Consider the following 12,543-nt stretch of genomic DNA (forward strand, 5'->3'; position numbering starts at 1 on the left):
CTTAGAATCGTGTTTAAAAAAGAGTTTGTTGCTGGTTAGGGTTTTTTAAGAGAATAGGGTGTTTTTAGGGTTTGGAAAGTTTAATATATTTGTATGGATTGTATAAATATTGTATAATAAATTAAATTTTATTCACACATTCTTTAAAGACTTTTCCACGCTCTGCGTAAGAGTTGAACTGATCTAAACTTGCACAAGCAGGACTTAAAAGAGCCACTTCATTGACTCTTAAGTGATTTGAAATTTCATTTACAGCCTTAGATAAAACTTCACATTTATAGGCTTTCAAATTCGCTTTTTTTGCATAATCAAGCATTTTTTCAGTACTAATACCTATAGCATAGAGTTCTATATCAAATCCTTTCATAAAATCAAATAAATTGCTAAGATCTACACCCTTATCATCTCCCCCTATGATAAGATGGATTTTTTTATCTTTATAGCGACTAAGTGCAGCCATTACAGCACTTTCATTTGTAGCTTTAGTGTCATTTACCCAAAGCCTATTTTGACTGTCTTTAAGCTCTTCGAGTTTATTTTTTTCCATTACAAAGCTATTTAAAAACTCATAGCTTAAAGTATCAAGTAGAATTTTTTCTATAGCTAAAGCCATGATAGCATCGAGTAAAAAAGGACTTTTAAAGGAAATTTTTTCCGTATCAATGCCAAATTTAACAGCTAGATCTTTTTCATCTTTATAGCTTATTATATGAGCTTTTGTTGGAGTATTTGCATAAATTTTAGGCAGTATTGCTATATCACATTCATTCATTCTTTTTAAAACGCTTAGCTTATCTTGAACATAATTATCAAAACTTCCATGCCAAGAAAGATGATCAGGACTTATAGGTAAAAGTGCATAAATTTCAGGTTTAGCTTTATGAGTGTAGTATAGGGTGAAAGATGAAGTTTCAAGTATCCAAAGTTTTGCATAAGGATCAAGCTCTGCTAAAGGAGTTCCAACATTTCCACCCATAACAGCACCAATGTGTGATAATAAATGTGTAGCCATTTGAGTGGTAGTGGTTTTGCCATTGGTTCCGCTTATCCAAACGGATTTTGGCATGACATCGTAAAAAAAGTCATATTCGCTTTGTAAATTTTTTGCTTTTTGAATGAGTTTGTGCTTTGGTGGAAAACCTGGACTAGGAATTTCAATATCGCTTAAATTATCATCAAAATCATTAGGATTTAAAAGTAAATTTCCTAGTGTATCTTTTTTTGTTTCTGTAAAATGATCATCATAGATATCAAAAGGCCCAAATTTATCTACCAAATTTTCAGCAATAGCGCGCGTGGTTTTTCCGTATCCAAAAAGTGAAATTTTCATTATCTTAGCTTTATTGATGCAAGTGCAAGTAAATTTGAAAGTAAGGCTATCATCCAAAAACGCACTATAATTTTATTTTCTACCCAGCCAACTTTTTCAAAATGATGATGAATAGGTGCCATTTTAAATACTCTTTTATTAAAAATTTTAAAACTTCCAACTTGTAAAATTACAGAAACAGTTTCAAGAACAAAAACAAAACCTATGAGTAAAAGTAAAATTTCATTTTTGCTAATGATAGCTAAAAATCCTATGAATCCACCTAAAGCTAAACTTCCACTATCCCCCATAAAAACCTGCGCAGGATAGCAGTTGTACCATAAAAATCCCATTAAAGCACCGATTAATGCAGCACAAATAATCACCACTTCACCAAGTCCTTGAATTTTTGGCAAAAGTAAATATTCACTATAATTTAAATTTCCGCTCAAATATAAGAATATCCCTAAAGTAGATAAAGAAAAAATACTTGGAACTGTAGCTAAGCCATCAAGTCCATCGGTTAAATTTACAGCATTAGAGCTAGAAATTAAAACCAAAATCCAAAAAGCAATGGCAAAAATTTCCATATCAAAAAGAGGATGTTTGTAAAAAGGTATAAAAAGTTCTGTGCTAAGTTCTGAACTAAAATATAAAGGCAAGATACAAATAAGTCCTGTGGTGATTTGCGCTAAAAGCTTCATTCTTGGACTAAGTCCTGAATGATTATCTTTTTTTAGAACTTTGCCTAAATCATCTACGAGCCCTATCAAACAAAAAAGTATCAAACAAAGCAAAGCACTTATAGCAAAAATATTATCAAATTTGATACAAAATAAACTTGCGATTACTGCAGAACTGATGAAAATAAGCCCACCCATGGTTGGAGTATGGCATTTGGTTTTATGAGTTTCTGGGGCGTATTCGTAAATAGGTTGACTAGCATTTTTAGCTTTTGCCCAAGTAATAAATTTAGGCATTAAAAATAAAGACAAACATAAAGCGATAAAAAAAGCAAATCCTGCACGCACACTAATATAAGTAAAAAAAGCATAATGACTTAAATCTGAAAGATAATACAAAACCTAGCCTTCTTTTTGGTTTTTAAAAGTTTAATTTTAGTAAAATCTAACCAAAAAAATTCTTATAAAAGAGAGAAAAATGAAGCAAAAATGCGTTTTAATTATTACAGATGGAATAGGGTATAATAAAAATAGTAAGTTTAATGCTTTTGAAGCAGCTAAAAAACCAAGTTATGAAAAGCTTTTTAAGGAGGTCCCAAATTCTTTACTAAAAACGAGTGGTTTGGCTGTAGGTTTGCCAGAAGGGCAAATGGGAAATAGCGAAGTAGGGCATATGTGTATAGGAAGTGGGCGTGTTATTTATCAAAATTTAGTGCGTATTAATAAAGCCATTGAAAACAAAGAGCTTGAAAAAAATGAGAATTTACAAAAACTTTTAGCAAAATGTAAAAGAGTACATATTATAGGGCTTTATAGTGATGGCGGGGTGCATTCTATGGATACGCATTTTAAAGCCATGCTTGAAATTTGTGCGAAAAATGGCAATGAAGTTTTTGTTCACGCAATCACTGATGGACGTGATGTAAGCCCAAAAAGTGGCTTAAATTTCATAAAAGACTTAAAAGAATTTTGTGAAAACTTAGGCGTGCATTTTGCTACACTTTGTGGGCGTTTTTATGCTATGGATAGAGATAAACGTTGGGATAGAGTAAAAGAATATTATGAGTGTTTGTTAGGTAAGGCTTATAAGGTGCCAAATTTATTAGAATACCTACAAAAATCTTATGATGAAAATATTACTGATGAGTTTATTAAAGCGGTGCAAAATGAGAATTACAAGGGTATGAGAGAAGAAGATGGCATTATCTTTATCAATTTTAGAAATGATAGAATGAAACAACTCGTTGAAGTGTTAAATTCTAAGGGTTTTAAAGAGTTTGAACGCGAAAAAATCTTTGAAAATTTACTTACTATGAGTGTTTATGATGATAAATTTAAACTCCCTGTGCTTTTTGAAAAAGAAAAAATTGAAAATACTTTAGCGCAAGTGATTTCTAAAGCAGGGCTTAGTCAGCTTCATACTGCAGAAACCGAAAAATATGCTCATGTAACTTTCTTTTTTAATGGAGGGAAAGAAGAGCTTTTGGAAAATGAAACAAGGGTTTTAATCCCAAGTCCTAAGGTAAAAACTTATGATGAAAAACCCCAAATGAGCGCTTTTGAAGTGTGTGATGCAGTGAAAAAAGGTATAGAAAAGAGCGAAGACTTTATAGTGGTAAATTTTGCAAATGGAGATATGGTTGGACATACAGGCGATTTTAATGCTGCTATAAAGGCTGTTGAAGCGGTGGATACTTGTTTGGGCGAGATTGTAGAATGTGCAAAAAAGCATGATTATGCTTTTATCATTACAAGTGATCATGGAAATTGCGAGGCTATGCAAGATGAAAAAGGAAATTTGCTTACCAATCATACCACTTTTGATGTTTTTGTTTTTGTGCAAGCAAAGGGAGTTTCAAAGATTAAAGATAATATGGGGCTGAGTAATATAGCTGCAAGCGTGCTTAAAATTTTAGACTTAGAAATTCCAAAAGAAATGAATGAGGCTTTATTTTAGTTTGTTTGCCTTTTTTGTAAGAAATTTGTTAAGATTGCAATTTTTAAAATTAAACTTATTAAGGATAGATAATGAAATTTAGTGGAAAAAATGTTTTAATTACTGGAGCAAGCAAGGGAATAGGTGCCTCTATTGCAAAAACTTTGGCAGGTTTTGGGCTTAAAGTTTGGATCAATTATCGTTCAAAACCTGAACTTGCAGATGCTTTAAAAGATGAAATTATTGCAAGTGGTGGCGTTGCTGCTGTGATTAAATTTGATGCAAGCAAAGAAGATGAGTTCGAAAATGGTGTAAAAACCATAGTGGAGAGCGATGGAGAATTAAGTTATCTTGTAAATAACGCAGGCATTACAAATGATAAACTTGCTTTAAGAATGAAATTAGAGGACTTTAGTGGCGTTGTGGATACAAATTTAAGCTCAGCTTTTTTAGGTTGTAGAGAAGCTTTAAAAATCATGAGTAAAAAACGCTTTGGTGCTGTTGTAAATATCGCTTCTATTGTCGGAGAAATGGGTAATGCTGGACAAGTAAATTATTCTGCTAGTAAAGGTGGAATGATAGCTATGACTAAATCTTTTGCTAAAGAAGGAGCAAGTAGAAATTTACGCTTTAACTGTGTAACTCCAGGTTTCATAAAAAGCGATATGACTGAAGTTTTAAGCGATGAAATCAAACAAACCTATCAAGATAATATCCCTTTAAAACGCTTTGCAGAACCTGAAGAAGTGGCTAATTGTGTAGCGTTTTTACTTAGTGATTATGCCTCTTATGTGACAGGCGATGTGCTTAAGATCAATGGTGGTTTATATATGTAAGGAAAAATGATGGATTTAAAAGAAATAGCACAATTTTTAGATGATAATGCACCGGCATTTTTAGCCACTTTAGGAACTTGTGGAAATCCTAGAGTGCGTCCTATACAAAGTCCATTGCTTGTGGGAGATAAAATTTATTTTTGCACAGCAAACACAAAAGGACTTTTTAAACATATAAAAAATTATAGTGGTATTGAATTTTGTTCTTGTGCAAAAGATGGGACTTTTTTAAGACTTAGAGCTAATGCGGTTTTTGAACCAAATTTAGAAGTTAAAAAAATGATGTTCGAAAAATACCCTTATCTTGTAAATCTTTATGAAACTCCACAAAATCCAAAATTTGAAGTTTTTTATCTTGATCATCTAAGCGCTAGAATGCAATTTGCAAATGGAGAATTTAAGCTTTTTAAGGCTTAATGATTTGATAATTTTATTAACTATATATTAATTAAGATAAATATTATCTTAATTAATATTAACTTTTTGTTATTTTTTTAAGGTATAATCATTCCGTTTAATTTGCAAGGAATAGATTATGATATATTGCAAAAATTTTTTAATATTTATTTTATTATATTCATTTATCTTCTTTGATTACTTATCTTATGCTTTTTTATATTTACTAAATTATAAATTTGTTTTTAATCCATTTTATATTGAAAGGAGAGTTTGTTTTTGGATTTTTGGCATGCGGTTATGTAAGATTGACTTACATTAAAAAATTATTATTAATTTTTTTAAATAAGGAGAATGATATGGGTGAATTTTCTAGAAGAGATTTTATAAAAACAGCCTGTATTAGTGTAGGAGCTTTAGCTGCAAGTTCAAGTGGAGTTTATGCCTTAGATGATTCATCTAAGATGGATAAAGATACAAATTTACCTTCTTGCGATGTTTTGGTAATTGGATCAGGTGGAGCAGGTTTGCGTGCTGCAGCCGCAGTGAGAAAAGAAAATCCAAAATTAAGCGTTGTAGTAGCTACAAAGATGATGCCATCTCGTAACGCAACTTGTATGGCAGAGGGTGGAATTAATGGAGTTACTGATTTTTCTAATGGAGATTCCTATAAATTACATGCTTATGATACTATCAAAGGCGGAGCTTACTTGGTAGATCAAGACGCGGCTTTAAAATTTTGTGAATTAGCTGGAAAGGCTATTTTTAATATGGATTTTATAGGAACCTTGTTTTCAAGAAATGAGCAAGGTGGAGTAGCTCAGCGTTTAATGGGAGGAGCTTCTAAGAAACGCTGTAACTATTCTGCAGATAAAACAGGTCATATTTTAATGCATTCTTGTTTGGATGATGCTATTAGTAGTGGTGTGAAATTTTTAATGGATCATGAGCTTTTGGATATAGGTGTTGTGGATGGAAAATGCGAGGGTGTTGTTTTAAGAGATATACAAAGCGGTGGAATTTATCCTGTGTTATGCAAAGCTTTGGTGATTGCTACAGGGGGATACACAAGGATATTTTATAATAGAACTTCAACTCCTTTTATTGCCACAGGAGATGGTGTGGCAGCTGCTCTTAGAGCAGGACTTGGTTTTGAAGATCCTGAGATGATACAATTTCACCCAACAGGAGTTGCAAATGGTGGAACTCTTATTACAGAAGCGGCGCGCGGTGAAGGGGGATATCTTTTAAATAATCGTGGTGAGCGTTTTATGAAAAATTACCATGAAAAAATGGAGCTTGCACCGCGAGATGTGGTTGCGCGTGCTATAGAAACAGAAATTCGTGAAGGTAGAGGTTATGGCGAGGGACTTGGAGCTTATGTTTTGTGCGATGTACGCCACTTAGGAAAAGAAAAAATTTTAAAAGATTTACCAAAAATTCGTCACACTGCAATGCTTTTTGAAAATATTGATTTAGTAGATACTCCTGTACCTATCCGTCCAACGGCGCATTATTCTATGGGTGGAATTGAAGTGGCTAAATTTGAAGATATGAGTACTAAAATTGCTGGAATTTATGTAGGTGGAGAAGCTTCTTGTATTTCTATACATGGAGCTAATAGACTAGGGGGAAATTCTTTAGCCGATGCCGTTGTAACGGGGCATTTAGCAGGCATTGGTGCGACAAATTATGCCAAAGATGCAAGTTTTGGAAAAGGGGTAAAAACTCATGAACTTGCTCAAAAATGGCAGGCTAGATTTAAAGAAATTACAAATAATGGCGGAAATGGTCAAGAAATGTATGAATTGCGAGAAGAGCTAGGAAGTCAAAATTGGGATAATATGGGGATTTTTAGAACTCAAGAAAAACTCGATCTTCTAGCAAAAAATTTAGAAGATATACAAGCAAGATATGAAAAAATTCGTATTCCAAATCCTAATGAAGTGATGAATACTGCTTTTACAGATTATGTAGAGCTTGGTAATTTGATTTTACTTTCTCGCTGTGCTTGTTTAGCAGCTAGAAATAGACTTGAAAGTCGTGGGGCTCATACTAGAGAAGATTATCCAAAGCGAGATGATAAAAATTTCTTAAAACATAGCATTGTAAATTTAGAAAATGATGAATTAAAACTTAGTTATAAAGATGTCGTGGTAACTGAGTTTTCACTTGATGGAAGGAGAGCACAATGAAAATCATCATAGATCGTTTTAATGGCAAGGAAAAATATGAACAAAGTTATGATATTGATGATAAGGATATACAGGGAAAAACTCTGCTCTCTCTTTTGCTTTTTATCAAAAAAACAAAAGATATTACTTTAAATTTTACCGCCTCTTGTCAATCTGCGATTTGTGGGGCTTGTGCAGTGCGTGTGAATGGACATTCTTATCTTGCTTGTGATACTAAAATGCAAGATTTGTTAAAAGAATATGATAATCCTTCAAGTATACGCATTTCTCCGCTTGGAAATTTTAGAGTAATTTCTGATTTAATTGTGGATTGGGAACCTTCTATAGAAAATTTAAGAAAAATTCGTCCTGCCATGGTGGCAAAAAATGAATTTTCAGCGGAAAAGGGTTGTAAACAAAGTCAAGAAGAATTTGATCGTATTAGCAAGCAATGGGATTGTATTTTATGTGGTAGCTGTGCCTCAGAGTGTAATAAATTAGAAGCAGATAGTAGCGATTATATGCAACCTTTTGTTTTTACTCATGCTTGGCGTGCAGCGGCAGACTCTCGAGGTAAGGATCCTATGTTGCATGTAAAACCTAGTGTAATGAATGGACTTTGGCTTTGTGTTCATTGTCAAGAGTGCGCTGATCGTTGTCCAAAGGGTATAAGTTCAGTAAGTGATATAGCAAATTTAAGAGTGATGGCGATTAAAAAAGGTTTAAATGAAGGCTTAGGGCCTGATCATGCTGAAGCTTTTTATAAAGATTTAGTTGAAGGTTCAGGACGCTTGAATGAAATTTATCTTGCTTTACGTTCCGAGGGTGTTATAGGTTCTATGGGTAAAACAGATATAGCTTTTAAACTTATGCGTGCAGGAAAAATGAATCCTATGCATGTTTTTGGCGAGGATGAAATAGAAGGGCATAAAGATTTGGTTAAAATGATAAAGGCGGCACAAGAAGCTGCTGTTAAGGAGTAAAATATGCAAAAAGAATACGCTTTTTTTCCAGGTTGTGTTTTATCTCAAGCTGCAAAAGAATCTAAAATTTCACTTGAAGCTATTGCACCTATTTTGGGTTGGAAGTTGAATGAAATTAAGGGGTGGAGTTGTTGTGGGGCTTCTCAAGCGCAGTGCGTTGATCCTATTGCGACTTTGGTAGCTAATGCAAGAAATATTGCTTTAGCAGAAGAGATGAAAATGCCAATGCTTACAACTTGTAGTACTTGTATGCTAACTTTAACTAAAGCAAAAAATACTCTTGATAAGGGTGCAAAAGAACACATCAATACTTTTTTAGCACAAGGTGGAATGAAATATCAAGGTTCAACGCCTATTACAAGTCTTTTGTGGGAGCTTTATGAGGATTTGGATAATTTAAAAAGCAAGGTGAAAAAGCCGCTTTCAAATTTAAAAGTAGCTTTATTTTATGGTTGCCATAGTTTAAGACCTGAAGATGCTTTCGGTAAAAAAGAAAGTTCAACCAATCCAAAAAGTTTTGAAAGTGTAGTAGAAGTTTTAGGGGCTAAAATAGTTCCTTTTGAAAAACGCCTTGATTGTTGTGGTTTTCATGCTTCTTATCCTGCAGAAAAATCTGTGAAAAAAATGTCTAGTCAAATTGTCAATAATGCAAGTGAAAATCAAGCCGATTGTGTTGTAACACCTTGTCCACTTTGTCAAATGCAGCTTGATATCTATCAAGAAAGATTTCAAGATTATACTAATTCTAAAGCAAGATTGCCTATTATTCATTTATCACAATTAGTAGGACTTGCATTAGGACTTTCTAAAGAAATGGTTGGTTTAGATTATAATATTATTAATGCAAGTAAAATTGCATAAAAACATGGGCAAAAAGCCCATGTTTAAAGATTTAATTCCATTCTTAAAGAATGCTCCCAAAAAGCCACTTCCAAGCGTGTTACAGTATGAAAAATTTCGCTGAGTTTTTGGAATTTTTGTGCACTAACACTTGAAGTATAAGAATTAACAAAATCTTCAAATTCTTTAGCTTCATTTTGAAAATTTTCACTTCCATAGGTCAAAATCCATTCTTTGTAAGGATGATCTTTTAAATTTTCATTTTTTAAACGATTTATAATTTCAGCACCTATTTTTGCATAGCCTATAGCGCAAGCACTAAGAGCAACTAACATATCTAAAAAATCTCCATTTTCACCTACGCTTAACATATAACGCGAATAGGCTATATTGACTAAACTTTCATTTTTTGTATCGAGTTCATCTGCATTAATGCCAAGAGATAAAATTGCACGATGAAGTTCCATTTCTCCTTCAACTATATAATTTTGGAATTTCATAGCAAAACGAAGTTCTTTTGCAGTATTTGAGTTAAGTGCTAATCTTGCATAACATTTTGCGTAATTAAGCAAATAAATATAATCTTGCTTGAGATAAAAAAGAAAATTTTCTTGCTTTAAGCTTTTATCTTCTAATTTTTTAACAAAATCATGATGTAGATAAGCATCCCAAATTTTTTGATTTTCTTTGATTAAATTAGAGAAAAGCATCATTTTTCCTTTATGTTTTAATATTTTATTTTCAAGTATAATGAAAAACTATAAATATTTTAAGCTTTTTATAGTAAAATACGCTTTATTTTAATTTTTTGAAGGAGAACAAATGGCAACATTTGATGATGTAAAAGCAGTAGTAATAGAGCAATTAAGTATTGATGCAGATGCAGTTAAAATGGAATCAAAAATTATTGAAGATTTAGGTGCTGATTCTTTAGATGTTGTAGAGCTTATTATGGCTTTAGAAGAAAAATTTGAAGTAGAAATTCCAGATAGTGATGCTGAAAAATTAATTAAAATTGAAGATGTTGTAAATTATATTGACAATCTAAAAAAATAATTTTTTTCTTGCAAGGAGCTTATTCTTGAAAAGAGTTGTAGTTACAGGTATTGGTATGATCAATGCCCTTGGTTTAGATAAAGAAAGTTCATTTAAAGCAATTTGCAATGGAGAAAGCGGAGTAAATAAAATTACTCTTTTTGATGCCACAGACTTTCCTGTTCAAATTGCAGCTGAAGTTAAAAATTTTGATCCATTAGAGGTTGTTGATGGCAAAGAAGTAAAAAAAATTGACCGTTTCATACAACTTGGAATTAAAGCAGCAAGAGAAGCAATGCAGGATGCTGGATTTAGCGAAGAATTAGACAAAGAAGAATTTGGCATTGTTTCGGCTGCTGGTATTGGAGGTTTGCCTAACATAGAAAAAAATTCCGTTATTTGTTCCGAGCGAGGTCCGCGTAAAATTTCCCCTTTTTTCATACCTTCAGCACTTGTAAATATGTTAGGAGGTTTGATTTCTATAGAGCATGGACTTAAAGGGCCAAATATTTCTTGTGTTACAGCTTGTGCAGCAGGAACTCATGCTATAGGAGAAGCTTATAAAAGTATAGCTTTGGGAAATGCTAAAAAGATGTTAGTCATAGGCGCAGAAGCTGCGATTTGTCCTGTGGGTATAGGTGGTTTTGCTTCAATGAAAGCTTTATCAACTAGAAATGAAGATCCACAGCATGCTTCAAGACCATTTGACAAAGAAAGAGATGGTTTTGTCATGGGAGAAGGTGCTGGAGCTTTGGTTTTTGAGGAATATGAAGAGGCTAAAAAACGCGGTGCTACAATTTATGCTGAATTAATTGGATTTGGAGAAAGTGCAGATGCGCATCATATTACTTCACCAACTTTAGATGGACCTTTAAGAGCTATGAAAAAAGCTTTAAATATGGCAGGGAATCCAAAGGTAGATTATATCAATGCACATGGAACTTCAACTCCTGTAAATGACAAAAATGAAACCGCAGCAATTAAAGAGCTTTTTGGCAATAATATCCCGCTTATAAGTTCCACCAAAGGACAAACAGGCCATTGCTTGGGTGCTGCAGGTGCAATTGAAGCAGTTGTTAGTGTTATGGCTTTAAGAGACGGGGTAGTTCCGCCTACAATCAATCAGCTTGTAAAAGATGATGAATGTAATCTTGATTATGTTCCAAATATATCAAGAAAAGTAGATTTAAAAGTGGTGATGAGCAATTCTTTTGGTTTTGGTGGCACAAATGGCTGTGTTGTATTTAAAAAAGTAGATTAATATGGCTTCTTATTTAGATTTTGAAAAAAATATTCAGCAAATTGACGAGGACATTATCAATGCTCAGATTAAAGGAGATACTGAAGCTGTATCGATTTTAAAGAAAAATCTTGAAAAAGAAATTTCTAAAACTTATAAGAATTTAAGTGATTTTCAACGTTTGCAATTAGCACGTCATCCAGATCGTCCTTATGCTCTTGACTATATTGAACTTATTTTAAATGACGCTCACGAAATACATGGTGATCGTGCCTTTAGAGATGATCCTGCTATTGTTTGTTTTATGGGTTATTTAGGAGAGAAAAAAATAATTGTAATTGGTGAGCAAAAAGGACGTGGAACAAAAGATAAAATCGCTAGAAATTTTGGGATGCCACATCCTGAAGGATATCGTAAAGCCTTAAGAGTAGCAAGACTTGCAGAGAAATTTCAAATTCCTATTTTATTTTTGATAGATACTCCAGGTGCTTATCCTGGAATAGGTGCTGAAGAAAGAGGGCAAAGTGAAGCTATCGCTAGAAATTTATATGAATTAAGTGATTTGAAAATACCGACCATTGCTATAGTTATTGGAGAAGGCGGTAGTGGCGGGGCGTTAGCTATAGGGGTTGCAGATAGACTTGCAATGATGAAAAATTCTGTTTTTTCAGTAATTTCTCCTGAAGGTTGTGCTGCAATACTTTGGAATGATCCTGCAAAAAGTGAAGCTGCAACCAAGGCTATGAAGGTAACGGCTGATGATTTAAAATCTCAAGGTTTAATTGATGATGTTATAGATGAGCCTACAAATGGTGCACATCGTAATAAAGAAGCTGCAGCAGTAGCTATTGCTGATTATGTAAAAAAATCTCTAAATGAACTTGAAAATATTGATGTACGAGAACTTTCTGCAAATCGTATGCAGAAAATTTTAAAGCTTGGAGCCTATCAAGAGGCTTAGGCTTTTTCTTCGCTTTTTTAAATAATTTTATTATTTATAATTGTTATCAAAATTAAGCTAATTAAAAGTATTCTTTTTTTATACTTCAAAAATGATTTTAAATATCAAAATAAATTTTTTTAAAGGAATTAATTTGACTCAAATCAAAAA

13 protein-coding genes are annotated in these 12,543 nt (G+C 32.9%); 10 read left to right on the plus strand and 3 right to left on the minus strand.

Features of this window, described 5'->3' with window-relative positions:
• Positions 1-121 precede the first annotated feature (121 nt).
• Both murD and mraY read right to left on the minus strand, forming a co-directional pair.
• A complete protein-coding gene (gene murD, locus ELQ12_RS02130; RefSeq protein WP_070243551.1) occupies positions 122-1,330 on the minus strand; it encodes a UDP-N-acetylmuramoyl-L-alanine--D-glutamate ligase in 1,209 nt (402 codons plus the stop codon).
• Positions 1,330-2,391: a phospho-N-acetylmuramoyl-pentapeptide-transferase gene (gene mraY, locus ELQ12_RS02135; protein WP_044778831.1), complete on the minus strand. Its 1,062-nt coding sequence runs from the start codon at positions 2,389-2,391 to the stop codon at positions 1,330-1,332. Before mraY ends, murD begins: the two co-directional genes overlap by 1 nt.
• A gap of 79 nt (positions 2,392-2,470) precedes the next feature.
• Between mraY and gpmI the strand changes: the two genes are divergently transcribed.
• From gpmI to sdhE, 7 genes are all read left to right on the plus strand, one after another.
• Positions 2,471-3,949 (plus strand): 2,3-bisphosphoglycerate-independent phosphoglycerate mutase, encoded by a 1,479-nt coding sequence (gene gpmI, locus ELQ12_RS02140; RefSeq protein ID WP_044778830.1) that lies wholly within the window; start codon positions 2,471-2,473, stop codon positions 3,947-3,949.
• Positions 3,933-4,031, plus strand: a complete 99-nt coding sequence (locus ELQ12_RS10855) for a hypothetical protein (RefSeq protein WP_044261660.1) — start codon at positions 3,933-3,935, stop codon at positions 4,029-4,031. Before gpmI ends, ELQ12_RS10855 begins: the two co-directional genes overlap by 17 nt.
• On the plus strand, positions 4,021-4,764 hold the full coding sequence (fabG, locus tag ELQ12_RS02150; RefSeq protein WP_070243550.1) for a 3-oxoacyl-ACP reductase FabG: 744 nt from the start codon (positions 4,021-4,023) through the stop codon (positions 4,762-4,764). Before ELQ12_RS10855 ends, fabG begins: the two co-directional genes overlap by 11 nt.
• A gap of 6 nt (positions 4,765-4,770) precedes the next feature.
• Positions 4,771-5,181, plus strand: coding sequence for a pyridoxamine 5'-phosphate oxidase family protein (locus ELQ12_RS02155; protein WP_074486861.1), 411 nt, complete (start codon positions 4,771-4,773; stop codon positions 5,179-5,181).
• Between the two features lie 338 nt (positions 5,182-5,519).
• The gene (sdhA, locus tag ELQ12_RS02160) at positions 5,520-7,355 is read left to right on the plus strand and encodes an 8-methylmenaquinol:fumarate reductase flavoprotein subunit (RefSeq protein WP_134264545.1); all 1,836 of its coding nucleotides are present in this window, start codon (positions 5,520-5,522) and stop codon (positions 7,353-7,355) included.
• Positions 7,352-8,317, plus strand: coding sequence for an 8-methylmenaquinol:fumarate reductase iron-sulfur subunit (gene sdhB / locus ELQ12_RS02165; RefSeq protein WP_002854950.1), 966 nt, complete (start codon positions 7,352-7,354; stop codon positions 8,315-8,317). Before sdhA ends, sdhB begins: the two co-directional genes overlap by 4 nt.
• A gap of 3 nt (positions 8,318-8,320) precedes the next feature.
• Positions 8,321-9,178 (plus strand): 8-methylmenaquinol:fumarate reductase membrane anchor subunit, encoded by an 858-nt coding sequence (sdhE, locus tag ELQ12_RS02170; RefSeq protein WP_070252286.1) that lies wholly within the window; start codon positions 8,321-8,323, stop codon positions 9,176-9,178.
• A 23-nt stretch (positions 9,179-9,201) separates the two neighbouring features.
• Here sdhE and tenA read toward each other — a convergent pair whose 3' ends face one another.
• Positions 9,202-9,870: a thiaminase II gene (gene tenA, locus ELQ12_RS02175; protein WP_134264546.1), complete on the minus strand. Its 669-nt coding sequence runs from the start codon at positions 9,868-9,870 to the stop codon at positions 9,202-9,204.
• A gap of 109 nt (positions 9,871-9,979) precedes the next feature.
• Between tenA and acpP the strand changes: the two genes are divergently transcribed.
• Genes acpP through ELQ12_RS02190 form a run of 3 tightly spaced genes read left to right on the plus strand, consistent with a single transcriptional unit; the run spans position 9,980 to position 12,393 of the window.
• Positions 9,980-10,213 carry an acyl carrier protein gene (gene acpP, locus ELQ12_RS02180; protein WP_002871173.1) on the plus strand — a complete coding sequence of 78 codons (234 nt, stop codon included), beginning with the start codon at positions 9,980-9,982 and terminating at the stop codon, positions 10,211-10,213.
• Between the two features lie 25 nt (positions 10,214-10,238).
• The gene (locus ELQ12_RS02185; RefSeq protein ID WP_070252285.1) at positions 10,239-11,453 is read left to right on the plus strand and encodes a beta-ketoacyl-ACP synthase II; all 1,215 of its coding nucleotides are present in this window, start codon (positions 10,239-10,241) and stop codon (positions 11,451-11,453) included.
• A gap of 1 nt (position 11,454) precedes the next feature.
• Positions 11,455-12,393: an acetyl-CoA carboxylase carboxyltransferase subunit alpha gene (locus ELQ12_RS02190; RefSeq protein WP_002854780.1), complete on the plus strand. Its 939-nt coding sequence runs from the start codon at positions 11,455-11,457 to the stop codon at positions 12,391-12,393.
• The last annotated feature ends 150 nt before the right edge of the window (positions 12,394-12,543 follow it).

It is taken from the genome of Campylobacter sp. US25a, assembly GCF_004379075.1.
GTDB classification, from domain to species: Bacteria; Campylobacterota; Campylobacteria; order Campylobacterales; family Campylobacteraceae; genus Campylobacter_D; species Campylobacter_D jejuni.

What these genes read in the sequence shown, in the direction of transcription:
- gpmI (WP_044778830.1), top strand. Translation starts at nt 2,471, where the DNA reads ATGAAGCAAAAATGCGTTTTAATTATTACAGATGGAATAGGGTATAAT.
- sdhE (WP_070252286.1), top strand. Translation starts at nt 8,321, where the DNA reads ATGCAAAAAGAATACGCTTTTTTTCCAGGTTGTGTTTTATCTCAAGCT.
- fabG (WP_070243550.1), top strand. Translation starts at nt 4,021, where the DNA reads ATGAAATTTAGTGGAAAAAATGTTTTAATTACTGGAGCAAGCAAGGGA.
- sdhB (WP_002854950.1), top strand. Translation starts at nt 7,352, where the DNA reads ATGAAAATCATCATAGATCGTTTTAATGGCAAGGAAAAATATGAACAA.
- sdhA (WP_134264545.1), top strand. Translation starts at nt 5,520, where the DNA reads ATGGGTGAATTTTCTAGAAGAGATTTTATAAAAACAGCCTGTATTAGT.
- acpP (WP_002871173.1), top strand. Translation starts at nt 9,980, where the DNA reads ATGGCAACATTTGATGATGTAAAAGCAGTAGTAATAGAGCAATTAAGT.
- ELQ12_RS02155 (WP_074486861.1), top strand. Translation starts at nt 4,771, where the DNA reads ATGATGGATTTAAAAGAAATAGCACAATTTTTAGATGATAATGCACCG.
- ELQ12_RS10855 (WP_044261660.1), top strand. Translation starts at nt 3,933, where the DNA reads ATGAGGCTTTATTTTAGTTTGTTTGCCTTTTTTGTAAGAAATTTGTTA.
- tenA (WP_134264546.1), bottom strand. Translation starts at nt 9,870, where the DNA reads ATGATGCTTTTCTCTAATTTAATCAAAGAAAATCAAAAAATTTGGGAT.
- ELQ12_RS02190 (WP_002854780.1), top strand. Translation starts at nt 11,455, where the DNA reads ATGGCTTCTTATTTAGATTTTGAAAAAAATATTCAGCAAATTGACGAG.
- murD (WP_070243551.1), bottom strand. Translation starts at nt 1,330, where the DNA reads ATGAAAATTTCACTTTTTGGATACGGAAAAACCACGCGCGCTATTGCT.